23 protein-coding genes are annotated in these 22,226 nt (G+C 72.2%); 11 read left to right on the plus strand and 12 right to left on the minus strand.

All coding sequences use genetic code 11. From position 1 onward, the window contains the following. Positions 1–83: 83 nt before the first annotated feature. Positions 84–809, plus strand: coding sequence for a hypothetical protein (locus tag N798_RS02840; protein WP_035946116.1), 726 nt, complete (start codon positions 84–86; stop codon positions 807–809). 9 nt (positions 810–818) lie between these two features. Here N798_RS02840 and N798_RS02845 read toward each other — a convergent pair whose 3' ends face one another. Next, complete coding sequence (locus N798_RS02845; RefSeq protein WP_084100030.1) at positions 819–1,493, minus strand: YdeI/OmpD-associated family protein; 675 nt, start codon at positions 1,491–1,493, stop codon at positions 819–821. 113 nt (positions 1,494–1,606) lie between these two features. On the opposite strand from N798_RS02845, the gene N798_RS02850 reads away from it, so the two are divergent. Continuing rightward, complete coding sequence (locus tag N798_RS02850; protein ID WP_052116847.1) at positions 1,607–3,208, plus strand: serine/threonine-protein kinase; 1,602 nt, start codon at positions 1,607–1,609, stop codon at positions 3,206–3,208. Positions 3,209–3,295: 87 nt separating this feature from the next. Here the strand turns inward: N798_RS02850 and dusB are convergent, their stop codons facing one another. Continuing rightward, positions 3,296–4,510, minus strand: coding sequence for a tRNA dihydrouridine synthase DusB (dusB, locus tag N798_RS02855; RefSeq protein WP_035946184.1), 1,215 nt, complete (start codon positions 4,508–4,510; stop codon positions 3,296–3,298). A gap of 34 nt (positions 4,511–4,544) precedes the next feature. Between dusB and N798_RS02860 the strand changes: the two genes are divergently transcribed. Beyond that, complete coding sequence (locus tag N798_RS02860) at positions 4,545–5,381, plus strand: sulfurtransferase (protein WP_035946119.1); 837 nt, start codon at positions 4,545–4,547, stop codon at positions 5,379–5,381. Here the strand turns inward: N798_RS02860 and N798_RS17170 are convergent. The 8 genes from N798_RS17170 to N798_RS02900 form a co-directional block, all read right to left on the minus strand. After that, a complete protein-coding gene (locus N798_RS17170) occupies positions 5,361–7,073 on the minus strand; it encodes a SigE family RNA polymerase sigma factor (protein ID WP_052116848.1) in 1,713 nt (570 codons plus the stop codon). The genes N798_RS02860 and N798_RS17170 overlap by 21 nt on opposite strands. A gap of 123 nt (positions 7,074–7,196) precedes the next feature. Next, the gene (locus tag N798_RS02870) at positions 7,197–7,400 is read right to left on the minus strand and encodes a cold-shock protein (protein ID WP_035910714.1); all 204 of its coding nucleotides are present in this window, start codon (positions 7,398–7,400) and stop codon (positions 7,197–7,199) included. Positions 7,401–7,536: 136 nt separating this feature from the next. After that, complete coding sequence (locus N798_RS02875; protein ID WP_035946121.1) at positions 7,537–8,196, minus strand: CE1759 family FMN reductase; 660 nt, start codon at positions 8,194–8,196, stop codon at positions 7,537–7,539. Position 8,197: 1 nt separating this feature from the next. Then, positions 8,198–9,295, minus strand: a complete 1,098-nt coding sequence (locus N798_RS02880; RefSeq protein ID WP_035946124.1) for an LLM class flavin-dependent oxidoreductase — start codon at positions 9,293–9,295, stop codon at positions 8,198–8,200. Between the two features lie 126 nt (positions 9,296–9,421). Continuing rightward, entirely contained in the window at positions 9,422–10,777 is a 1,356-nt protein-coding gene (locus N798_RS02885; RefSeq protein WP_035946126.1) for a hemolysin family protein, read from the minus strand. Positions 10,778–10,877: 100 nt separating this feature from the next. Further along, on the minus strand, positions 10,878–11,774 hold the full coding sequence (locus N798_RS02890; RefSeq protein ID WP_035946128.1) for a hypothetical protein: 897 nt from the start codon (positions 11,772–11,774) through the stop codon (positions 10,878–10,880). A gap of 34 nt (positions 11,775–11,808) precedes the next feature. After that, positions 11,809–13,062, minus strand: a complete 1,254-nt coding sequence (locus tag N798_RS02895; protein ID WP_084100032.1) for a multidrug effflux MFS transporter — start codon at positions 13,060–13,062, stop codon at positions 11,809–11,811. A 30-nt stretch (positions 13,063–13,092) separates the two neighbouring features. Continuing rightward, positions 13,093–14,487, minus strand: a complete 1,395-nt coding sequence (locus N798_RS02900; protein ID WP_035946132.1) for a glycine--tRNA ligase — start codon at positions 14,485–14,487, stop codon at positions 13,093–13,095. Between N798_RS02900 and N798_RS02905 the strand changes: the two genes are divergently transcribed. The 6 genes from N798_RS02905 (at position 14,461) to N798_RS02930 (ending at position 18,759) form a co-directional block, all read left to right on the plus strand. After that, positions 14,461–14,877: a DUF6703 family protein gene (locus tag N798_RS02905; protein ID WP_308738191.1), complete on the plus strand. Its 417-nt coding sequence runs from the start codon at positions 14,461–14,463 to the stop codon at positions 14,875–14,877. The two genes, N798_RS02900 and N798_RS02905, sit on opposite strands and share 27 nt — an antisense overlap. A gap of 47 nt (positions 14,878–14,924) precedes the next feature. Further along, positions 14,925–15,881 carry a metal ABC transporter substrate-binding protein gene (locus N798_RS02910; RefSeq protein WP_035946137.1) on the plus strand — a complete coding sequence of 319 codons (957 nt, stop codon included), beginning with the start codon at positions 14,925–14,927 and terminating at the stop codon, positions 15,879–15,881. Beyond that, the gene (locus N798_RS02915; protein ID WP_035946139.1) at positions 15,878–16,690 is read left to right on the plus strand and encodes a metal ABC transporter ATP-binding protein; all 813 of its coding nucleotides are present in this window, start codon (positions 15,878–15,880) and stop codon (positions 16,688–16,690) included. The genes N798_RS02910 and N798_RS02915 overlap by 4 nt, the downstream gene beginning before the upstream one ends. Continuing rightward, the gene (locus tag N798_RS02920) at positions 16,687–17,697 is read left to right on the plus strand and encodes a metal ABC transporter permease (protein ID WP_035946141.1); all 1,011 of its coding nucleotides are present in this window, start codon (positions 16,687–16,689) and stop codon (positions 17,695–17,697) included. Before N798_RS02915 ends, N798_RS02920 begins: the two co-directional genes overlap by 4 nt. Next, entirely contained in the window at positions 17,694–18,134 is a 441-nt protein-coding gene (locus tag N798_RS02925) for a Fur family transcriptional regulator (RefSeq protein ID WP_084100034.1), read from the plus strand. The genes N798_RS02920 and N798_RS02925 overlap by 4 nt, the downstream gene beginning before the upstream one ends. Before the next feature lie 163 nt (positions 18,135–18,297). Continuing rightward, positions 18,298–18,759 (plus strand): cupin domain-containing protein, encoded by a 462-nt coding sequence (locus N798_RS02930; protein ID WP_156971585.1) that lies wholly within the window; start codon positions 18,298–18,300, stop codon positions 18,757–18,759. A 41-nt stretch (positions 18,760–18,800) separates the two neighbouring features. Here the strand turns inward: N798_RS02930 and N798_RS02935 are convergent, their stop codons facing one another. Continuing rightward, positions 18,801–19,610 (minus strand): isoprenyl transferase, encoded by an 810-nt coding sequence (locus tag N798_RS02935; RefSeq protein WP_035946144.1) that lies wholly within the window; start codon positions 19,608–19,610, stop codon positions 18,801–18,803. After that, positions 19,607–20,332: a DNA repair protein RecO gene (gene recO / locus N798_RS02940; RefSeq protein WP_035946145.1), complete on the minus strand. Its 726-nt coding sequence runs from the start codon at positions 20,330–20,332 to the stop codon at positions 19,607–19,609. Before recO ends, N798_RS02935 begins: the two co-directional genes overlap by 4 nt. Positions 20,333–20,660: 328 nt before the next feature. Between recO and N798_RS02950 the strand changes: the two genes are divergently transcribed. Next, a complete protein-coding gene (locus tag N798_RS02950; protein ID WP_035946147.1) occupies positions 20,661–21,071 on the plus strand; it encodes a hypothetical protein in 411 nt (136 codons plus the stop codon). 84 nt (positions 21,072–21,155) lie between these two features. After that, complete coding sequence (locus tag N798_RS02955; RefSeq protein ID WP_035946148.1) at positions 21,156–22,175, plus strand: peptidoglycan-binding protein; 1,020 nt, start codon at positions 21,156–21,158, stop codon at positions 22,173–22,175. Positions 22,176–22,226: the final 51 nt, after the last annotated feature.

Here is a 22,226-nt window from a genome sequence, read left to right on the forward strand (position 1 = left end):
CTAGAGGGTGGCCAGTCGCACGCTTAGGGTTGCACCCGGCGCGGGACAGCAGTCCCCCACGACGCAGAGGCAAAGGACCAGAGGTGACGGTGCAGGGACGACTCGCGCGACAGGTGGCTGCCGCCGTGGCCGTCGCGCTGATCGCCGCCGGGTGCTCCGGAGGCGGCGACGGGGGCGGGTCCGACGACGGCACCGGCACGAGCGACACGCCACGGGAGGCGAAGCCCGCGGACACCACCGGCCCGATCAAGGACGCGGCGCTGGCGGCCGGGTCGGTCGCCGTGACGCGCACGGTCCGTCCGGGCGACGCTGGCGACCGGATCACGCAGGAGGAGATCGAGGTCGAGCTCACCGAGCCGCCTTCGGGACGGGTGCTCCACGTCGGCGAGGAGATCTGGACCCTCGACGTCGTCGATGGCATCGGCTACCTCAAGGACCAGAGCGAGAGGAAGTCGGCGAACCGCTGGCAGCGCCTGTCGGCGGCCGAAACGACCGAGCGGCTCGAGGATGTCACGCTCGACGGCCTGCTCGGCGTCATCGACTGGGCCTCGAGGATCACGAAGACCGAGAAGGCCACCGTGGCCGGCACTGCGGCGACCTGCCACTCGCTCACCCTGGGGCCGGGTGCCACCGCCGGCGATGGCGACGGGCCGACCCCCCAGTCCGCGCGGATCTGCGTCGACGGTGACCGCCGGCCGCTCGAGCTCGTCGTCACGGCCGACGACGAGGTGACGACGTCGACCTTCACGTCGTGGGGACTCGCGGTCGAGGCATTGGCCCCACCGCCGGCCCTCGTCGACGGCGACTGAGCCGACCGCCTACGAGTCCGACGACTGCGTGCCTCGGGCTGCCTCCGCGGCGGCAGCCGCACGCTCCACCCACTTCGGCACCGTGCCGTAGCGCTGGCTCGGGATGAGCCGCCCGTGGGCGCTGTCGTCGATGAGCTGGGCCAGCCTGCTCTCGCGCGTCTCCTCGCGCTTGGCGCTGACCACCCAGTTCTCGGCGACCCGACGGTAGGACTCCGTCGCGGCCTCCCAGAACGCCGCGGCTGCGGGGTCGGCGAGCAGGCGGGCCCGCTGCCCCTCGTCCAGCTGGAGCCGCGTCTCGTAGGAGTAGCCGCTGTCCCCGGGTCGGCGGCGCTCGAACGCCGCGAGCCCTGCGGGGCGCATGAGACCAGCCGCGGTGAGCCGCTCGACGTGGGCGATGTTGGCCGCGCTCCAGACGCTCGACGGCTTGCGCGGCGTCCACCGCTGACGGCGCGAGTCGTCGTCGATCCGCTGCGACACGCTGTCGATCCACCCGAAGCAGAGCGCCACGGGCACAGCCTCCTCCCAGGTGAGGCCGCGGTCGGTGACGTGCTTCTTGTGCAGCCCCATCCACAGCTCGGTCGCGGTCTCGTGGTGCTCCTCGAGCCAGGCCCGGAACTCCGACGCGTCACGGAAGAAGAGCGCCGGGCGCGCGGCGGAACCACCCGGCATACCGATGTCAGGCATGGGTAGGAGTTTCGCAGCGGGAACCGACAGATGCACCGCGCGGCGCGTCGACCCGTAGGCTCGTGAGGCCGACCGACCGAAAGCCACGCCGTGCAAGGAGGACCTCGTTGACTGTGCCGGAGACGCTCGTGGCCGGGCGCTACCGCCTCGACCGGGTCATCGCCACCGGCGGGATGGGTGTCGTGTGGGAGGGGTTCGACGAACGCCTCCAGCGGCGCGTGGCGGTCAAGCTGCTGCACACGCTCTCCGGGGTGCCGGAGGCGGAGGCGCAGCTCGCCAAGGACCGCGCCATGCGCGAGGCACGCATCACCGCCCGGTTGCACCACCCGCACGCCGTCACGGTCTTCGACGTCGTCGAGCACGAGGGCCGGCCGTGCCTCGTCATGGAGCTGATCCCGTCGACCCCGCTGTCGGCGAGGCTCAAGGAGCTGGGACCGCTGCCCGTCGCGACCGTGGCACGGGTGGGGCACGAGGTCGCCACGGCGCTGGCCGCCGCGCACGACCTCGGCATCGTCCACCGTGACGTCAAGCCCGGCAACATCCTCCTCACCGCCGACGGCGCTTCGCACATCAGCGACTTCGGGATCTCGCACGCCCTCGGCGACGCGACACTGACCCGGACCGGGTTGCTGCACGGCACGCCGGCCTATCTCGCGCCGGAGGCGGCCCGCGGCGAGGAGGCGTCCTACCCTGCCGACGTCTTCTCGCTGGGCTCGACGCTGTTCGCTGCGCTCGAGGGCGCGCCGCCGTTCGGCTCCGACGAGAACTCGATCGCGCTGCTGCACAAGGTCGCTGCCGCCGATGTCCCCGCGCCGACGAACGCCGGGCCGCTCACCGGGTTCCTCCTCGACATGCTCTCGCCGGATCCGGCCGCCCGCCCCACGATGCGCGAGGTCGCCGACCGCCTCGCCCGGCTGCCCGAGGAGGAGGACCTCGACCGGGCGATGCCGCCCGTGGCGCCGACCGCGGTCCTGCCCCGGCACGACGAGCACGGCGAGCGCGACGACGTCCTGCCGTGGTTCCCACCGGACCCTGACGATGGGGACGCCCACGACGGGCCGGGAGCCCCGGGATCGTCGGGAGCGTCGGGAGCGCCCAGCGGAGCGGCCGACCGGGAGCCTCGGCGACGCGGCCGGGCCCTGCTGCTCCTGGGCGCAGCCGCGGTGGCCGTGGCCGTGCTGGTGGCCGCGCTCACCGGCAACCTCCCGGGCGGCTCCGACGCCGGCGAGGCGCGCGACACCTCGCCGAGCACCGCGCCGAGCACCTCGGCCACATCGGACACGCCCTCACGCTCGACCACGCCGTCACCCACCGCGTCGTCGCCGTCGCAGACCCCGACCAGCCGGCCGACCCCGTCGACGTCGTCGCCCAGCGCCTCGCCACCGGCGAGCCGGCCGCAGCAGCTCTCCTCGGCGATCTCGAGCTACTACGCCCTGCTGCCGGACGACACCGATGCGGCGTGGTCGCGCCTCACGGCGGGATACCAGCGCAGTCCCAGCGGCGGCCGCGACTCCTTCGAGTCCTTCTGGGGCCGCATCGACGACGTCCGCGTGAGCGACGTCAGGGCGCGGCCACCGGACGAGGTCGAGGCCACCCTGCGCTACACCTACGAGAACGGCCGGGTCGACGTCGAGCGCACGCGGTTCCGGCTCGTCGACGAGGACGGGGTGCTCAAGATCGCCGGCTCCGAGGTCCTCTCCAGCGGTCCGGGCTGACCCACGCGCGTGGGCGCTCGCGCCCGCGACACGAAGCGCGTATGCCGTCCGCGCGCCGCCGCGCACCGCGCGCCGCGTGCTTGCCGGTCAGCCGCCCGAGACCGACAGCTCCGCGTGCGCGATCTGCGCCCGCTGCGCCTCGTCGAGGTCGCGCGAGCGCAACCAGTTCTCGGGCAGCGCGACCACCCGCGGCGAGCCTGCCCGGCCGCGCTGGCCCTCGGCCGGCTCCCCCGGCCACGGCGCGTCGAGGTCCATGGTCCCGATGAGGTCGTCGAGCGCCTGGAGGCTGTCGACGAGGGCGAGCTGGTTGCGTACCGTCGAGCCCGCCGGGAAGCCCTTGAGGTACCACGCGATGTGCTTGCGGATGTCGCGGCATCCGCGCAGCTCGTCGCCGTCGTAGAAGTCGACGAGGTAGGCCGCGTGCCGGCGCAGCGTCTCGGTGACCTCGCGCAGCCCGGGCTGGACGCGTGCCGTCGTGCCGGCGAACGCGGCCGCGAGGTCGGTGAAGAGCCACGGCCGGCCGAGGCAGCCGCGGCCGACGACGACGCCGTCGCAACCGGTCTCGGCGACCATGCGCAGCGCGTCCTCGGCCGACCAGATGTCGCCGTTGCCGAGGACCGGCACAGTCGTCACGGCCTCCTTGAGCCGGGCGATGGCCGACCAGTCGGCCTGGCCGGAGTAGGCCTGCGAGGCGGTCCGACCGTGCAGCGCGACCGCGGCGGCGCCCTCGCCCTCCGCGATCCTCCCGGCGTCGAGGTAGGTGATGTGGTCCGCGTCGATGCCGATGCGCATCTTGACCGTGACCGGCACGTCGTAGGGGCTCGCCTCGCGGACGACGTTGCTGACGATCCCCCGGAAGAGCTCGGTCTTCCACGGCAGCGCCGCACCGCCACCCTTGCGCGTCACCTTGGGGACCGGGCAGCCGAAGTTGAGGTCGATGTGGTCGGCGAGGTCCTCGGTGACGAGCATGCGCGCGGCGAGGCCGGCCGTCGCCGGGTCGACCGAGTAGAGCTGGACCGAGCGCGGGTGCTCCTCGGGTCCGTGGCTGATGAGCCGCATCGTCTCGGGGGTGCGCTCGACGAGGGCGCGGGAGGTCACCATCTCGTTGACGTAGAGGCTCGTCGCACCGCTCGCCCCGCCCGCGGCGGCACCGGCGGAGCCGTACTCGCGGCACAGTCGCCGGAAGGCGCGGTTGGTGATGCCCGCCATCGGCGCGAGCACGACGGGTGACTCGATCGTGTGGCGCCCGATCTGCAACGGTGGCAGGACGGGCGACGTGGTGGACTCGGCTGGAGCAGTCATGACCCAGCGATTCTCCCACTGGTTGACTGGCGCCATGTCCACGCTCCTCACCCCTGCACAGCTCGCAGCCGCCATGGAGGCCGGCGAGGTGCGGGTGCTCGACGTCCAGTACTCGCTCGCCGGTGACGGACCGACCCTGTATGCCGTGGCGCACCTTCCCGGGGTCCCGCACCTCGACCTCGACGCGGTCCTGGCCGGGCCGCCCGGCGCCGGCGGGCGTCATCCCCTGCCCGACCCGGAAGTCCTCGAAGCCGGGCTGCGCGCGGTCGGGCTGCGCGAGGGCGAGACGGTCGTCGTCTACGACCAGCAGACGTCGCTGGCCTCGGCCCGCGCGTGGTGGGTGCTGCGGTGGGCCGGCGTGGCCGACGTCCGCGTTCTCGACGGCGGCCTCGCCGCGTGGCGGGCGGAGGGCCTGCCGGTGTCCACCGAGGTCCCCGAGCCCGAGGAGGGCGACGTCGTCGTGCGTCCCGGTTCGGTGCCGGTGCTCGACGCCGACGGGGCGGCCCGCGTGGCGCGCGAGGGCGTCCTCCTCGACTCGCGGGCCGGCGAACGGTTCCGCGGCGAGACCGAGCCGATCGACGCCGTCGCCGGTCACGTCCCCGGCGCCCGCAACGCCCCGATGGGCGAGCAGCTCGCGCCCGACGGCCGCTTCCGCTCGGCCGACGAACTCCGTTCCTACTTCGCGCAGCTGGGAGCCACGGCCGGCGCCGAGGTGGGGACGACCTGCGGCTCGGGCGTGACAGCGGCCCACACGGCCCTGGCCCTGCACCTCGCCGGGGTCGACGCCACGCCCTACATCGGGTCGTGGAGCCACTGGATCACCGACCCCACGCGGCCCGTGGCGACGGGGTCAGGGAGCGATCGCGACTGAGACGGCGGCCGTTCCGGGCGCGCTGCCCCCACGACCGGGCAGGGTGGAGACCCTGACGAGGGATCCGGTGGAGGCGTTCCACGACAGGAGGTGGGTCGTCCTCCAGCGGACGAGCACCTGGTCGTTGTAGGCCCAGCCGAGAACCTCGCAGCACCCGACGGAGACGCCTTCGCTCAACGGCGCAACGAGGAGCCGGGGGGCGCTTCCGTCCGTGGCCTCAACGGAGCCTTCGTCAGTGGCGGTGCCCTCGCCGGGTAGGGCGAGCACTCCCTGGAAGAGTCGCTCGGGGCGGCGCTGGTTCGCCGCGAGCGCTGCGTCGCGCCCGAGGAAACCGCCGGTCGCGACCCGTCCGGATGGGCTCGTCAGGGTCGTCCCCCACGTGCCGCTGAGGACGCCCGGCCCCCCGCGGGTCGCCTGGTTGGACCCGTTGACGTCGAACGTGTGGACGCGCACCTCGTCCCCAGCCTCCACGGTGACCCGGTGCGGACCCAGGTGCGACGACTGCGACAGGCGGGTCACCTGTCCGGTCCTCCGGTCGATGCGCCAGCGTGCCGTCTCCGACCAGGCGATGACTGACGTCGGTGTCCAGCCGCCGTGGTCGAGGTACCTGTCCGCCACCGGATGGGTGCGCACCTCCCCCGAGTAGGCGTCGAGCACGACGACCCTCCCCGGCTGCAGGAAGAGGACGTGACGTCGGTCCTCGGCGACCGCGGTGACCTCGAGCGGCGGGCTGGCCCGACCCGCCTCGTCGACGTTGGGGACGAGCGGCAGCGTGTCGACGACGACGAACTGGTCCTCGAGCGTGGGACGCACGAGCACCGCCCGGAAACCGTCGGACTCGTGCCGCAGAAGGACCGCTCGCACGGGTGCGCTGCTCGGGCCGAGCTCGCTCAGGGTGCGCATCCGGGTGCGCGGGCCGAAGGACAGCACCTCGGGCAGGGCGAGCTGCCCCCGGGTGAGGTCGTCGACGGTCGGCAGCAAGGAGACCTGCTCCTCGCTCGGGCCGACCTGGGCCACCGTGCCGAGCAGCGCGAACGCCGAGCCGTCCCACCGCGACGTCGCGCTCGCACCCGATGCCGAGGGTGTCGCCGAGGGTGCGGGGGCGACCGACCGACCGGAGCCGTCGGGCAGGGCGATGACCGCTCCGACGAGGACGGCACCCGCGGCGACCGTCCCGGCCCACCGGCGCCAGGCGTGCCGACGCCGGCCCAGGGCACCGAGCCGGGCCCGGTCGACGTAGTCCCGGTCCGGCACCGGCGAGGCGGCGTCGAGCAGGTCGTCGCGGGTCACGGCCGGCAGCTGTCGCCGCAGCGACGCCACCGACAGGCCCAGCACCTCGGCCGCCTCGACCTCTCCCCGCTCCTCGTAGCGAAGGAGGACGGCCACGGCGCGCTGCCGCCGGGTGAGCGCGGCGAGCCCGGGCGGCAGGTCCGGCCCCGACCCCGACCCCTCGCGCCGACGGACGCGCCGCACCGTCGCCGCGCGGTAGGCCTCGCGTCGCACGAACGTGTCGGGGTCGTCGTCCCGCATCCGCCGCCACCGCAGCAGCAGCGCGCCGAAGGCGTCCTGCGTGACCTCGTCGGCGAGGGCGAGGTCGCCGCAGACCAGATAGGCCGCGCGCAGCAGCTGCTCCTGCCGGGCGCGGACGTAGTCGGCGAACTCGTCGCCGGCCTCGCGTGGTGGGCCGCTCACCCTCCCACTGTCCAACGCCCGAGGCCAAGCGCAAAGAGGCGGCGGGCACACGGCATACGAAAACCCCCCGACCATCCGGTCGGGGGGCTTCGGCGAGAGCGGAGTCTCGAAGGTGGTCCTGGGTCAGAGACCCTTGACCTTCTCGGCCTGCGGACCCTTGGGGCCCTGCGTGACGTCGAACTCGACCTTCTGGCCCTCGGTGAGCTCGCGGTAGCCGCTGCTCTCGATCGCCGAGTAGTGGACGAAGACGTCAGCGCCGCCACCGTCCTGCTCGATGAAGCCGAAGCCCTTTTCGCTGTTGAACCACTTCACGGTGCCGGTTGCCACTGGTGTTGCCTATCTGTGTGTTGCGAGCGCTCCCGTATGGAGAACTCAGGTGCCGCCTGAAAGGCAACATGGACAACGGTATCAGCGCATCCACGTCGGCGCCCCATCGCGCAGCAAGTCGGGTCGGTCGGCGAGGTCAGGAGGACGCGCGCCGCAGCAGCTCGCCGAAGTCGGTGACGTCGCCGAACCGGTCGGTGAAGCCGGCCTCGCGCTGCTCCCCCTCGGCCGGCAGGAAGCCGGACCGCCCCGCCGCCGCACCCGCCGCCGACCCGAGGAGGGCCGCGACGAGCTCGGCCGCCGCGCGGTCGACCCGGCGGTCGAGGCCGGGCGTGCCGAAGTCGTCGGTCGCGGCCATGACGCCGGTCGGGACGACCGAGGCGTGCAGGTAGGAGAAGAGCGGACGCATCGCATGGTCGAGCATGAGCGAGTGCCGCGACGAGCCACCGGTGGCGGCGACGAGGACCGGCTTGCCGTCGAGCGCGTCGACGTCGAGGTTGTCGAAGAACGCCTTGAACAGCCCGCTGTAGGAGCCGGAGAAGACCGGGGAGACGGCGACGAGAGCATCGGCCGAGATGACCTTCTCGATGGCCGCGGCCAGCTCCCCGCTCGGGAAGCGGGTGAGCATCTGGTCGGTGATGAGCCGGGCCAGCGGGCGCAGCTCGACGACCTCGACCACGGCCTCCTCACCGTGGGCGGTGACGTGGCGCGCCACGGCCTCGGTGAGGCGGTCGGTGAGCAGCCGGGTCGAGCTGGGCTCGGACAGCCCGGCCGTCACCGCGACGATGCGACGCGTCATGTCAGACCTCCACAGGGGTGCCGTCGAGCGCGACGAGGCGCTCGGCGTGACGGGGTGCCGTGGCGGGCACGTGGGCAGGGCGGCGCGCGTCGGCGATCCGACGCAGCTCCGGGACGACCTCGCCGCCGAGGAGCTCGATCTGCTCGAGGACCGTCGTGAGCGGCAGACCGGCGTGGTCCATGAGGAAGAGCTGGCGCTGGTAGTCGCCGACGTGGTCGGCCATCGTGGCGTAGCGCTCGATGACCTGCTGCGGGGAGCCGACGGTGAGCGGGGTCTCGCGGGTGAACTCCTCGAGCGAGGGCCCGTGACCGTAGACCGGCGCGTTGTCGAAGTAGGGGCGGAACTCGCGCACCGCGTCCTGGCTGTTCCTGTGCATGAAGACCTGGCCGCCGAGGCCGACGATCGCCTGGTCGTGCTTGCCGTGGCCGTGGTGCTGGTAGCGGCGGCGGTAGAGGTTGACCATCTGCTTCGTGTGCGACAGCGGCCAGAAGATGTTGTTGTGGAAGAAGCCGTCACCGTAGTAGGCGGCCTGCTCCGCGATCTCGGGGCTGCGGATCGAGCCGTGCCAGACGAACGGAGGTATGCCGTCGAGCGGTCGGGGCGTCGAGGTGAACCCCTGGAGGGGCGTGCGGAACTTGCCCTGCCAGGTCACGGCCTCCTCGCGCCACAGGCGGTGCAGCAGTGCGTAGTTCTCGATGGCGAGGTCGAGGCCGTCACGGATGTCCTTGCCGAACCACGGGTAGACGGGGCCGGTGTTGCCGCGGCCCATCATGAGGTCCATCCGACCGTCGGCCAGGTGCTGGAGGTAGGCGTAGTCCTCCGCGAGGCGCACGGGGTCGTTCGTGGTGATGAGGGTCGTGCTCGTCGAGAGGACGACGCGCTCGGTCACGGCCGCGAGGTGAGCCAGGAGCACCGGCGGGTTGGCAGGAGCGGCGAACGGCGGGTTGTGGTGCTCACCGGTCGCGACGACGTCGAGGCCCACCTCCTCGGCCTTCTTCGCGATGGCCACCGTGGCCTTGATGCGCTCGTTCTCCGAGGGCGTCCTGCCGGTGGTCGGGTCCATCGTGACGTCCCCGACGGTGAAGATGCCGAACTCCATGCCATTCGCTCCTTCGACTGATTAGTTGACGATTCATCTACCTGAACGGGAGCAGCCTCGCCGACATTCCCGCGCGCACACGCGGGCGGCCCGCTCCGCGCGCACCGGCCGCGGGTGAGCAGCACGTCAGTCCGCGGCGGCACCCGCGGAGGAGCCTGCGGACGGGTCGGGGTGGCGATCGACTGCACCGACGCGCAGCCGCGCGATCCGGCGCCCGTCCATCTCGAGGACGGTGAGGGTGCGCCCGTCGACCGTGACGCTGTCGCCGACGACGGGAATGTCCTGGAGGTGCTCGAGGACGAGGCCCGCGACGGTCGAGAAGCGCTCGACAGCGACCTCGGTCCCGGTGAGATCGGCGTAGTCGGCGAGGTGCATGCCGCCGTCGATCTCGGTCGTCGCGTCGAGGGGCAGCTCCCCCGTGGGCGGCTGGGAGGCGTCCGGGCCGTCGCCCTCCGGGTCGTACTCGTCACGGATGTCGCCGACGAGCTCCTCGACGATGTCCTCGAGGGTGACGATGCCGTCGGTGCCGCCGTACTCGTCGACGACGAGTGCCATGTGCACGCCCTCGCGCATCCGCGTCAGGGCCGCGAGCACGCGGCCACTGCTCGGCAGCACGGTGATCTCGCGGACGAGCGGGGCGATGGTGGCCTCGCCCGTCTCGGAGTCGTCGGCCGAGAGGATGTCACGCACGTGGACGAAGCCGACGATGTCGTCGACCGAGTGGCGACGGGTCACCGGGAAGCGCGAGTGCGGGGTGCGGGCGATGACCTCGCGGGCCTGCGCCAGCGTCGCCGAGGCGTCGAGGAAGTCGACCTCGCCACGGGGCCGCATGACCTCCTTGAGGTTGCGGTCGGTTGCGGCGAAGACGTCCTGGAGGATCTGCCGCTCGTCGGCCTCGAGGTCCTTGTGGTGGCCGACGAGGTGGCGCAGCTCCTCCTCGCTCATCTCGTCGCCCGCGGCGTCGGGGTTGCCACCGAGGAGGCGGACGACGGCGTTGGTCGAGCGCGACAGCAGCCAGATGACCGGCTTCATGAGCGTCGCGAAGCGGGACAGCGGCGGCGCCACGGCGAGCGCGATGGCGGGAGCCCGCTGGAGCGCGAGTCGCTTCGGCACGAGCTCACCGAAGACGAGCGAGAGGTAGGCGATGACGAGCGTCATGAGGACGAGCGCGACCGACCCGGCCGCGCCCTCGGGCACCCCGGCCCGCTCCAGCAGAGGGGCCACATCGGGCGCGATCGTCGTCGCGCCGTAGGCCGCCGAGAGGAAGCCGGCCACGGTGACGCCGATCTGGACCGCGGCGAGGAAGGTGTTGGGGTCGCGCGCCAGCCGAGCGACCCTGGCGCCGCGGGCGCCGCTGCGCTCCATGGCGCCGAGCTGGGTCTCACGCAGGGAGACCAGCGCCAGCTCGGTCGCGGCGAAGATCCCCCCGACGAGGACGAAGAGCAGCACGAGCCCGAAGGCGAGTGCGGTGTCCTGGTTCACCGGAACCTCCTCGCGACGTGCTCACGGAGGTTCCGGCCGGTACTTCGAGGGCGATCCATGCGCACATCCTACGGAGACGGCTGGACGTTCCCTGAAAGCGTCAGCCGTCCTCGGCGTCCACTGCAGCGACCGTGGCCCGGGCTGCGTCGAGCCGCGACTGGGCGTCGACGACCGCGCGCCGTGCGGCGCGAGCCGCCTTCTCGGCCTCGTCGAGGGACGCCTGCGCTGCGGACATCTCGGCCTGCGCCTCGGCGAGCTCGGTCGCGGCCCGTCGCTGCTCCTTCTCGCGGGCGCGCGCCCTCGCCTTGGCCTCCTTGGCCTCGGCGACCGCACGGGCGAGCTCCTCCTCGGTGAGCTCGTCCCCGTCGTCGGCCTCTTCGTCGTCGGCCTCGCCAGCCTCCTCCGTCGAGGTCCCCGACAGGATCGCCCCGCCCGGCAGCACCGAGACGACCGAGCCCGAGCTCGTCACTCCGACCGCACCCGAGAGGTCGACCTCGCCGAACCCGCTGTAGCTCAGCGCCCGGGTCAGCTGCCCGGAGGCCAGGGCGTCCGAGGCGCTCTCGTCGGCGAGCGCCGCGATCGCCGAGGCGCGCACCTCCTCGCGCGCCGCCGCCGAGAGGCTCGCGCCCTCACCGTCCGCGGCGCCCGCCACCGCCTCGACGTATGCCGTGAGCGCGGCGTCACGCTCCCCCCTCACCGACGTGAGGGTCGCCGTGTCGAGCCGGGACTGGGCGGCACGCATCCGAGCCCCCAGCCCGACCAGGTCCGCGAGCGCGGACGAGTCCCCCCGTGGGACGAGGTTCATCGCCCACGCAGGCAGGGTGGGCTTGCGCAGGGCCAGCACCGCCTTCGAGGCGGCCGGACCGGCAGCCGCCTTCACCTCGGTGGCCAGCGCCTTGCGCGACGCGACGAAGTCGGCGAGCGGGACGGCATACAGGCGTCTGGCGGCGTCGGCGACGGCCTGCTCGACGACGCCCTCGTCGCCGGTGTCAGCCATGCGCCGACGATAACCGGCGAGAAGGGCAACGGCGTCAGGAGCGCGAGGGTTCGGGCACGCGCGCCGGGCCTGCGTCGGCGACGAGGTGCCAGACCCACATGAGGCAGCCGAGGACGACGAGGACGAGGCTCGCGACGGCCAGCGTCGTCACAGAGCCGGTGACGAGCGGGGTGAGGAGGGCGGCGACGACGGCGTTGGTCGCGAGCGGCATGACCCCCGCGACCGAGGCGGCCGCACCACGCACGTGCGGGAAGAGGTCGAGCAGGGCGACCTGGATCGTCGGGAAGGCCGTGCCCGTGCCGACGGCGATGAGGCTCGGCCCGACCACGGCCCACGGCAGCTCGGGTCCGAACGCGATGGCCAGGCCGACGTTGAGGACGGCGGCGAGGACCGACACGGCGAAGGACCACGTGATGAGCCTTCGGGTGTCCACCCGGCCGGCCGCGCGACCGCTCACCCACGAGCCGACGATGACGCCGCTGATCATCGGGACGAAGAACTGCCAGAAGTCGCCCTCGCCCTTGCCGAGGAGGTCGACGACGAAGATCGCGGCACCGCCGATGTAGATGAACTGCCCGGCGAAGACGAGGGTGATGGCCCAGCCCATGCGCTCGAACTGGCCGTCGCGCGCGACGCGCACGAGGTCGCGCAGCATCGGCGCGAGCCGCAGCGGCCGACGACGCTCGCGCGGGTGGGTCTCGGGGACGACGACGAGGACGACGCCGGCGAGGACGAGGGCGAAGGCGCCGATGAACCAGAAGATCGTCGGCCACGGACCGAGCCCGAGGAGGAGACCCCCGATGATCGGCGCCACCGCTGGGGCGAGGCCGAAGATCATCATGACGCGGCTCATGACCCGCTGCGCCTCGGCGCCGTCGAAGAGGTCGCGGATGATCGTGCGGCCGATGATCGTCGAGCCACCCGCCGAGAGCCCCTGGAGGACGCGGAAGAAGAGGAGCACGCCGAGGTTGGGCGACAGGGCGCAGCCGATGCTCGCCAGCGTGTAGGACGCGAGCGCGCCGATGACGACGGGCTTGCGTCCGACGGCGTCCGAGAGCGGTCCGTGGAACGGCGTCATGACCGCGAAGGCCAGCATGTAGGTGCTGACGACGAGCTGCATCTCGTCGATGCCGACCCCGAACTCGCCGCGCATCTGGGCGAACGCCGGGAAGGGCGTGTCGATCGAGAACGGTCCGAGCATCGCCATGCCGGCGAGGACGAGCGTGAGGAGCAGCCCGGCGTTGCGGCGTGAGGTTGCTTCCGTGGGCGCGGCCCCGCCCCTCACCACGTCAGGCGCCGACCCGGCGCGGCGACCGCATCAGCAGCCGACGAGCCGCTGGGCGAGGTAGCCCTCGACCTGGTCGAGCGAAACCCGCTCCTGGGCCATCGTGTCGCGCTCGCGGATCGTCACGGCGTCGTCCTCGAGGGTGTCGAAGTCGACGGTGATGCAGAACGGCGTGCCGATCTCGTCCTGGCGGCGGTAGCGCTTGCCGATCGCACCGGCGTCGTCGAACTCGACGTTCCAGCTGCGGCGCAGGGTCGCGGCGAGGTCGCGGGCCTTGGGCGAGAGGTCGGCGTTGCGGCTCAGCGGGAGCACGGCCGCCTTGACCGGGGCGAGGCGACGGTCGAGACGGAGAACGACGCGCTTGTCGACGCCGCCCTTGGTGTTGGGTGCCTCGTCCTCGGCGTAGGCGTCGACGAGGAAGGTCATGAGGCTGCGCGAGAGACCGGCCGCGGGCTCGATGACGTAGGGCGTGTAGCGCTCGCCGCTCGTCTGGTCGAAGTAGACGAGGTCGGTGCCGGAGTGCTTCGAGTGCGTGCCGAGGTCGAAGTCGGTGCGGTTGGCGATGCCCTCGAGCTCGCCCCACTCGCTGCCGGCGAAGTTGAAGCGGTACTCGATGTCGACGGTGCGCTTGGAGTAGTGCGACAGCTTGTCGGCCGGGTGCTCGTAGTGGCGCAGGTTCTCGGGCTTGATGCCGAGGTCGACGTACCAGCGGGTGCGCTCGTCGATCCAGTACTGGAACCACTCGTCGTCCTCGCCGGGCTTGACGAAGAACTCCATCTCCATCTGCTCGAACTCGCGCGTGCGGAAGATGAAGTTGCCCGGCGTGATCTCGTTGCGGAAGCTCTTGCCGGTCTGGGCGATGCCGAACGGCGGCTTCTTGCGCGACGTCTGCATGACGTTGAGGAAGTTGACGAAGATGCCCTGGGCGGTCTCGGGACGAAGGTAGTGCAGGCCGGACTCGTCCTCGATGACGCCGAGGTGGGTCTTGAGCATCATGTTGAACTCGCGCGCCTCGGTCCACTGGCCGCGCGTGCCGCAGTTCGGGCAGGCGATGTCGGTGAGCGGGATCGAGTCGGGGTCCTCGATGTTCTTCTTCGCCGCGATGGCTTCCTGCATGTGGTCGACGCGGAAGCGCTTGTGGCAGCTGAGGCACTCCGTGAGCGGGTCGGTGAACGTGCCGACGTGACCCGAGGCGACCCACGTCTCACGCGGCAGGATGATCGAGGAGTCGAGGCCGACGACGTCGTCGCGACCGATGACCATTGCCTTCCACCACTGCCGGCGGATGTTCTCCTTGAGCTCGACACCGAGCGGCCCGTAGTCCCAGGCCGAGCGGGTGCCGCCGTAGATCTCACCACTGGGGAAGACGAAACCTCGCCGCTTGCAGAGGTTGACGACGGTATCGACGGTGGAGGTCTCCTTGGCCATGCGCGCAAGGATACGGTCCGCGGGGAAGCGTTCCCGCACCGGTTTGGGCGCCGGCGGTCGCCAGGCGCGCGACCTTCGCGTCGTGCCGCTCCCGTAGGCTCTGCGCTCGTGCCCAGCCTTCGCGAGTCCCTCGAGAACGCGAGCGCGCCCGCCCTGCGGACGATCGCCTCGCTCCCCCGCGCCGTCCCCTTCCTCGTCATCCTCGGCCTCATGGTCGCCGGGGCGCTCATCCCGGGCTGGGGCTGGGTCCTCCTCGCGCTCGTCACGCTCTTCCTCGCGTGGCTGCTCGTCCTCGGCTGGCCGCGGCTCACCGCTCCCGAGCGGCTCATGCGGATCGCCGTCGTCGCCATCGCCGTCGCCATCACGATCACGCAGGCCATCCCGCGCTGAGAGACGCTGTTTGACAATCATTCTCATCTGAGTTGAGAATGATTGTCATGAAGCGACCCCTCGCCGCCCTGCCCCTGCTCGGCCTGCTCGCCCTCACCGGCTGCGGCTCGGGCTCGAGCGCCAACGCCTCGGGGGCGTCCGGCTCGGACGACGCGGTCGCCGTCACCGCCGCCTTCTACCCCCTCGCGTATGCCGTGGAGCGCGTCGGTGGGGACCGCGTCAGCGTCGCGAACCTCACCAAGCCGGGCGCGGAGCCGCACGACGTCGAGCTCACCCCGAAGGACGTCGCCGGCCTCGCGAAGGCCGACCTCGTCGTCGTCGAGAAGGGCTTCCAGCCGGCTGTCGACGAGGCCGTCGAGAGGGTCGACGGCGAGAAGGCGCTCGACGTCTCCACCGCGGTCGACCTCTCCATCGAGGCGAGCGAGGACGGGCACGACCACGGCGGCGAGGAGCACGCCGAGGAGCCGAGCCCGACCGGCGGCGCGATCGACCCCCACTTCTGGCTCGACCCCACCCGCTATGCGAAGGCGGCCGGGGCGATCGCCGACCGGCTGTCCGAGGTCGACCCGGACGGCGCGACGGCATACAAGGAGAACGCGGACGCGTTCGTCGCGGAGCTGACCACGCTCGACGAGGAGTTCCGGACGGGTCTGGCGAGCTGCGCCAACCGCGACCTCGTCACCGGACACGTCGCCTTCGCCTACCTCGCGGACCGCTACGACTTCCACCAGTCAGGCATCGCCGGCCTCTCCCCCGACGCCGAGCCCAACGCCGCTGCCATGAAGGAGATCGTCGAGCACGTGCGCGAGCACAAGGTGACGACGATCTATGCCGAGACGCTCGTCGGCCGCGACCTCGCCGACACCATCGCCAAGGAGACGGGCGCGACCGTCGCCGTCCTCGACCCGATCGAAGGGCTGAGCGACGCGTCGGCGGGCAGCAACTACCTTGAGGTCATGCGCTCCAACCTCGCCACGCTCAAGAAGGGCCAGGGCTGCCGATGAGCGAGGGCGCCCTCATCTCCCTGCGGTCGGCCTCCTTCGGCTACGCCGACCGCAAGGTGGTGGACGGCGTCTCGCTCGACCAGGGGCCGGGCGAGGTCATCGCGCTCCTCGGCCCGAACGGCTCGGGCAAGACGACGCTCGTCAAGGGCCTGCTCGGCCTCTCCGAGCACCTCGGCGGCGAGGTGAGCCTCTTCGGCACGCCGCTCGACCGGTTCCGTGAGCGGCCTCGCATCGGCTACGTCCCGCAGCGCCACTCGCTGTCGACGTCGGTGCGGGCGACCGTCCGCGAGATCGTCGAGGTCGGCCGACTGCCGCTGCGCCCCTGGTGGCGTCCATCCGGAACCGAGGACGCCCGGCTCGTCGACGAGGCCCTCGACGCCGTGGGCCTGCGCGACCGCGAGCGTGAGGACGTCGCCGCCCTGAGCGGAGGACAGCAGCGCCGCGTCCTCATCGCCCGGGCACTCGTCGCCCAGCCGGACGTGCTCGTCATGGACGAGCCGACGGCCGGCGTCGACATCGACAACCAGCGGGTGCTCGCGGAGGTCCTCGGGCGCCTCGCTGCGCGCGGCACCTCGATGCTCGTCGTCACCCACGAGCTCGCCGCCCTGCGCGACGTCGTCACCCGCATCGTCTGCATGGACGGCGGGCACGTCGACTTCGACGGCAGTCCCAGCGCCTACGCCCGCGGTCACCGCGGTCACGAGCTCGGCGACGGCCACCACCACGAGTCGCCGTCCCACGACCACCCCGCCCCGGGCATCGCGGCGATCCTCACCGACCCGCTGCCGCCGAGGGAGGTCCAGCCGTGAGCGACCTCCTCGCCCTCGACTTCATGCGCCAGGCCCTGGTCGCCGCCGTGCTCGTCGGCCTCGCCGCCCCCCTCGTCGGCGCGTTCCTCGTCCAGCGCCGGATGTCGCTCATCGGCGACGGCATCGGGCACGTGGCCCTCGCCGGCGTCGCGGTCGGCATCCTCACCGGCTCGATGCCCGTCCTCACCGCACTCGTCGCCGCGGTCGCCGCGGCCGTCGGGGTCGAGCTCATCCGCGCGGCCGGCCGCACGAGCGGTGACATCGCGCTCGCCGTGATGTTCTACGGCGGCATCGCGCTCGGTGTCGTCCTCATCTCGAAGTCGAGCGCGACCTCACCCGCCAACCTCACCGGCTACCTCTTCGGCGCCATCCTCACGACGAGCACGAGTGACATCGTCGTCTTCGCCGCGCTGGCCGTCGTCGTCGCCGCGGTGACATGGGTGCTGCGCCAGCGCTTCTTCGCGGTGGCCAACGACGAGGAGTTCGCCCGTGCGGTCGGACTGCCGGTCATGGGCTACAACATCGCACTGTCGGTGCTCACCGCCGTGACCGTCGTCGTGTCGATGCGGGTCGTCGGCCTCCTGCTCATCACCGCGCTCATGATCATCCCCAACGCGACGGCCCAGCTCGTCTCGCGCAGCTTCCGCAGCAGCCTGCTCTGGGCGTCGTTGCTCGGGGTGCTGGCCAGCGTCGGCGGGGTCGTCTCGTCGTTCTATGCCGAGACCCCGTCGGGCGGGACGATTGTGCTGCTCGCCATCGCCGCCTTCCTCGTCGTGAGCGTCGTCTCCGGCGCCGTGGCCCGGGCGCGGCGGGCCGCGCACGAGCGGGCCGAGCGGCACGACCACGAGCACGGGCCCGCCTGCGGCCACCCGGCGATCCCGCACGACGGCCACGTCGACTACCTCCACGACGGGCACCGTCACGCCCCGCACCGCGACCACTACGACGAGCACGAGGCACACGCCCGGCACGACGGGCACGACGAGCACGAGGAGGTCGTGCGATGAGCCCAGCGCACACCGAAACCGCAGCCGGGACAGCGGCCGGGACCGCGGCCGGGACCGCAGCCCGCCGGCCCACTCGACAGCGGGCGGCACTGGCCGACCTCATGTCGACCACGACCGAGTTCCTCTCGGCCCAGGACCTCCACGGCCGCCTCCAGCAGCGCGGCGAGTCGGTCGGGCTCGCGACGGTCTACCGCAACCTCCAGGCGATGGCCGCCGACGGCGACGTCGACGTCCTGCGCACCGACGACGGCGAGTGCGTCTACCGCTCGTGCGGCACCGACGCCCACCACCACCACCTCGTGTGTCGCGAGTGCGGCCGCACCGTCGAGGTCGAGGGTCCGGCGGTCGAGAAGTGGGCGGCCGAGGTCGCTCGGCAGAACGGCTTCAGCGACGTCACCCACACCATCGAGCTCTTCGGGACCTGCACCTCCCACTGACCCCCACCCCGACTGATTGCGACTTCGCAGAGTTGTCAGCCCAGCGAACGGCTCTGCGAAGTCGCAACGAGTCGGAGGCCTGCCACGCCGGTCGAGCCCTCAGCCATCGCGACGGGAGTAGCGTCCGAGGCGTCCCAGACCTGGACGTCGGGAGGTGCTCGTCGTGACGTCGTTCTTCCTGAGCGGCCCCGGAGGCCCGGAGGTCACGGCCCTCGGGTCGACGTACGTCACCAAGACGGACGGCACCGCGGTGGGCGGCGCCTACTCCCTCATGGAGGAGACCTTCTGGTCCGACTCGACCCCGCTCCACACACACGTCGCAGCCGAGGAGTCCTTCTACGTCCTCGACGGCGACGTCGAGCTGCACGTCGCCGGGCGGACCAGCACCGCGGGACCGGGCGCGTTCATCACGGTTCCCCGCGGAGTTGTGCACGGACTACGGCGTCTCGGCACGTCCCCCGTCCGGATGCTCACGATCATCTCCCCGCCGGGTTTCGAGCAGATCTTTGCCGAGGTCGCCGAGCGCGGCGAGGAGGCTCTCCTGGCCGACCCCGAGGCCCTTGTCGCGCTGGCGGAGCAGCACGGCACCGTCATCGTCGGCGACTATCCGGACCGGTCGAGGTAGCAGGACATGACGGGGACGGCGCGCCCGTGCGGCGTGTCGTGCTATCTCGACTCGGTCGAGGTCTCGTCCGGGCCGGTCGGCGTGGCGGCCGAGTCGACGGCGCCGCCGTAGCGGCGGTCGCGGTCGGCGTAGATCTCGATGGCCCGCCACAGGTCGCGCCGGTCGAAGTCGGGCCACAGCGTGTCGAGGAAGACCATCTCTGCGTAGGCGCTCTGCCACAGCAGGAAGTTGCTCGTGCGCTGCTCCCCTGAGCTCCGGACGAAGAGGTCGACGTCGGGCATGCCGGGCTCCGGCAGGTAGCGCGCGAGCGCCTTCTCGTCGACGTTGCGGGGCTTCAGCCGGCCGCGAGCCACGTCCTCGGCCATCGCCCGGGCGGCATCGCCGAGCTCGGCCCGCCCGCCGTAGTTGACGCAGAAGTAGAGGGTGAGACCGGTGTTGTGCTGGGTGAGCTCCTGGGCGACCTCGAGCTCCTTGATGACCGAGCTCCACAGCCGCGGGCGCCGACCGACCCAGCGCATCCGGACCCCCCAGTCGTGCAGCTGGTCGCGGCGGCGGCGGATGACGTCCCGGTTGAAGCCCATGAGGAAGCGGACCTCCTCGGGCGAGCGCCGCCAGTTCTCCGTCGAGAAGGCATAGGCCGACAGGTGCGTCACGCCCGCCTCGATCGCCCCCGCGACGACGTCGAGCAGGGCGCCCTCGCCGGCCTCGTGACCCTTGGTGCGCGGCAACCCGCGCTGGTTGGCCCAGCGACCGTTGCCGTCCATGACGATGGCGACGTGACCGGGAACCTGCTGCGCCGGGATGGACGGGGCTTGCGCGCCGCTCGGGTGCGGGAAGGGACGGCTCGTCACCGCTCCACCATACGGAGCGAGCGCACCCCGCGTTCGAGGTGCCACTGGAGGAACGCGGTCGTCAGCCCGCTGCCCTCGCGGCGGTGCCTGAGCTTGGAACCGTCGGCGATCATCCAGTCGCCGGCGAGCAGCGCAGCGAGCAACCGGAGCGTCTCCGGCGCCGGGGCGCTCGAGCCGGGCGGACGGCATACGGAGCAGACGGCGCCACCGGAGACGACGTGGAACGCGCGGTGCGGACCCTCGGCGCCGCACTTCGCGCAGTCGTGGAAGCTCGGCGCCCAGCCGGCGATCGCGAGCGCGCGCAGGAGGTAGGCATCGAGGACGAGGTTGGGGTCGTGCTCCTTGCCGGCGAGCGAACGCAGCGCGCCGGTGACGAGGAGGTACTGCTGGAGGGCCGGCTCGCGCTCCTCGGTGAGCCGGTCGCAGGTCTCGAGGACGGCGTTGGCCGCGGTCCACGCGTCGTAGTCGCGGGCGCAGACGTCGCCCCACGACTCGAGCGTCTCGGCCTGGGTCACCGTGTCGAGGTTGCGCCCCTCGTAGCACTGGAGGTCGACGAGCATCCCCGGCTCGAGCCGGGCGCCGAAGCGCGACTTCGTGCGGCGCACGCCCTTGCCGACCGTGCGGACCTTGCCGAGGCTGCGCGTGAGGACCGTGATGATGCGGTCCGCCTCACCCAGCTTGTGGGTGCGCAGAACGATCCCCTGGTCACGGTAGAGCGGCACACCCCATTGTCCCCCGAGCCTCCGACAATCCCCGTATGCCGTGCCGCCCGGAGGCCTACGGTGTCGCCATGAGCGACCGCGAACCGTTCTTCGAACCGCGTCGGCCCCCGGGCGACGAGCCGAGCGCGCCTCGACGTTTCGTCAACCACCCGTGGATGCCACCACTCAACGTCGTCCCGGCACTTCTCGCGGCGGACCTGGAGGTCGTCGCCACCGAGGCGGTCGTGGCCAGGGTGGCGGAAGTCCGCGTCTACGACCGCGGGATGCTCATCGGATCGAGGCATGGCTCCACCCGGACTCGGCGGTTGCCGTCCTCGAGTCGTTCGGCATGCCCGACGAGCCGCGGGTCGGCCTGCTCCTAGGTGACGGCACCCGACTCGGCGCCGGCGACCCCGGCACTTCCCCGGACGTCGCACCGGACCTCCCCGGCGATGGCGGACCGCCGCTCTACGTCCAGAACGGCGGCGGTGCGGGCGAACTGCGCGTCCAACAGTCGTGGTGGGTCTCACCGGTCCCGGAGGGAGATGCCGAGCTCGTGCTCGAGTGGGAGGCCGTGGGTGTGCCGGAGACCTTCGTGCCACTCGACCTCGCCTCGATCCGCGCTGCGGCATCGCGGGCCCGTGAGCTGTGGCCGCTCCCCGACGCCCACGGTGAGGAGTTCACGTGGGTCGGCTACGCGCCCTGGGCGGGGACCGCATACACGCCTCCGCAGGGTCCTGCCACCGGAGGTGAGGGGTAGCGCTCCCCATGTACGCGTGACGCCCGCACTTCTAGGTTCGGGTCCGGCAGCAGCCGACCGACACGCGAGCGAGGGGACACGACCATGTGCGAGCAGCACCACGAGCAGGGACCGGACGAGGCGTTCGCGGAGACGCCCGACGTGGGAAGACGGGCGCTCGTGCGCGGCGCCGGCGGGATGCTGCTGGGCGGTGGCCTCGTCGTCGCGGGCGCCGGCGCCGCGCAGGCCGCCACGTCGCAGAACGGCTGGCCGGCGAGCAGCAGCCCGAGCGCGATCGGCATCACCGGTCTGACGGTCGCGGGCCACGCCTTCCCGTCGGGGGTACGGGGTGGACAGGTCCACACGATCCTCGGCTACGTCGCCCGCCGCTTCCACAACGAGGTCGAGGCCCTCGTGACTCCCGGCAACTGGGGCTACAACTACCGCGTCATCTCCGGCAGCACGAGCCTGTCGAACCACGCCTCCGGCACCGCCATCGACGTCAACGCCCCGCGGCACCCGCTCGGTGCGTCCGGCACGTTCAGCTCGACCCAGGTGAGCCGGATCCGCTCGATCCTCAGCTCCTGCAACGGTGTCGTGCGCTGGGGTGGCGACTACTCGGGCCGCAAGGACGAGATGCACTTCGAGATCAACGTCCGTCCCGGCGACTCTCGCATCGCACCGCTCGTCGCGAAGATCGGTGGGTCGCCCGACCCCGCGCCGACGATCACGTGGTCGACGGTGCGCTCCGGCGCCACCGGCTTCCGGGTCACCGTGGTCCAGCACCTGCTGCGCGCCCGTGGCCAGTCGCTCACCGTCGACGGCGTCTTCGGGTCGGTCACCGCGAGCAAGGTCAAGGCGTTCCAGTCCTCCCGCGGTCTCTACGCCGACGGGATCGTCGGTCCGAAGACATGGGCCGCACTCGTCGTCACCGTGCAGAACGGCTCGACCGGGCAGGCGGTCGTCGCCGCGCAGAAGGCGCTCACGGCGCGCGGCTACTCGCTCACCGCCGACGGTGTCTTCGGGTCCGTGTCGGTGAGCAAGGCGAAGGCGTTCCAGACGAGCCGCGGGCTCGTCGCCGACGGCATCATCGGCCCGCGCACCTGGGCCAAGCTGACGATCTGACGCACGACGCTGCGTGTTCCGGCGCGCCGACCCTTCCGCCGGGGCTAGAAC

It is taken from the genome of Knoellia flava TL1, assembly GCF_000768675.1.
Lineage (GTDB): Bacteria > Actinomycetota > Actinomycetes > Actinomycetales > Dermatophilaceae > Knoellia > Knoellia flava.

Coding starts and splice junctions, on each gene's coding strand:
- N798_RS02845 (WP_084100030.1), bottom strand. CDS start 1,493: ATGCCTGACATCGGTATGCCGGGTGGTTCCGCCGCGCGCCCGGCGCTC.
- dusB (WP_035946184.1), bottom strand. CDS start 4,510: ATGACTGCTCCAGCCGAGTCCACCACGTCGCCCGTCCTGCCACCGTTG.
- N798_RS02860 (WP_035946119.1), top strand. CDS start 4,545: ATGTCCACGCTCCTCACCCCTGCACAGCTCGCAGCCGCCATGGAGGCC.
- N798_RS02875 (WP_035946121.1), bottom strand. CDS start 8,196: ATGACGCGTCGCATCGTCGCGGTGACGGCCGGGCTGTCCGAGCCCAGC.
- N798_RS02880 (WP_035946124.1), bottom strand. CDS start 9,295: ATGGAGTTCGGCATCTTCACCGTCGGGGACGTCACGATGGACCCGACC.
- N798_RS02890 (WP_035946128.1), bottom strand. CDS start 11,774: ATGGCTGACACCGGCGACGAGGGCGTCGTCGAGCAGGCCGTCGCCGAC.
- N798_RS02900 (WP_035946132.1), bottom strand. CDS start 14,487: ATGGCCAAGGAGACCTCCACCGTCGATACCGTCGTCAACCTCTGCAAG.
- N798_RS02910 (WP_035946137.1), top strand. CDS start 14,925: ATGAAGCGACCCCTCGCCGCCCTGCCCCTGCTCGGCCTGCTCGCCCTC.
- N798_RS02915 (WP_035946139.1), top strand. CDS start 15,878: ATGAGCGAGGGCGCCCTCATCTCCCTGCGGTCGGCCTCCTTCGGCTAC.
- N798_RS02925 (WP_084100034.1), top strand. CDS start 17,694: ATGAGCCCAGCGCACACCGAAACCGCAGCCGGGACAGCGGCCGGGACC.
- N798_RS02950 (WP_035946147.1), top strand. CDS start 20,661: ATGCCCGACGAGCCGCGGGTCGGCCTGCTCCTAGGTGACGGCACCCGA.
- N798_RS02955 (WP_035946148.1), top strand. CDS start 21,156: ATGTGCGAGCAGCACCACGAGCAGGGACCGGACGAGGCGTTCGCGGAG.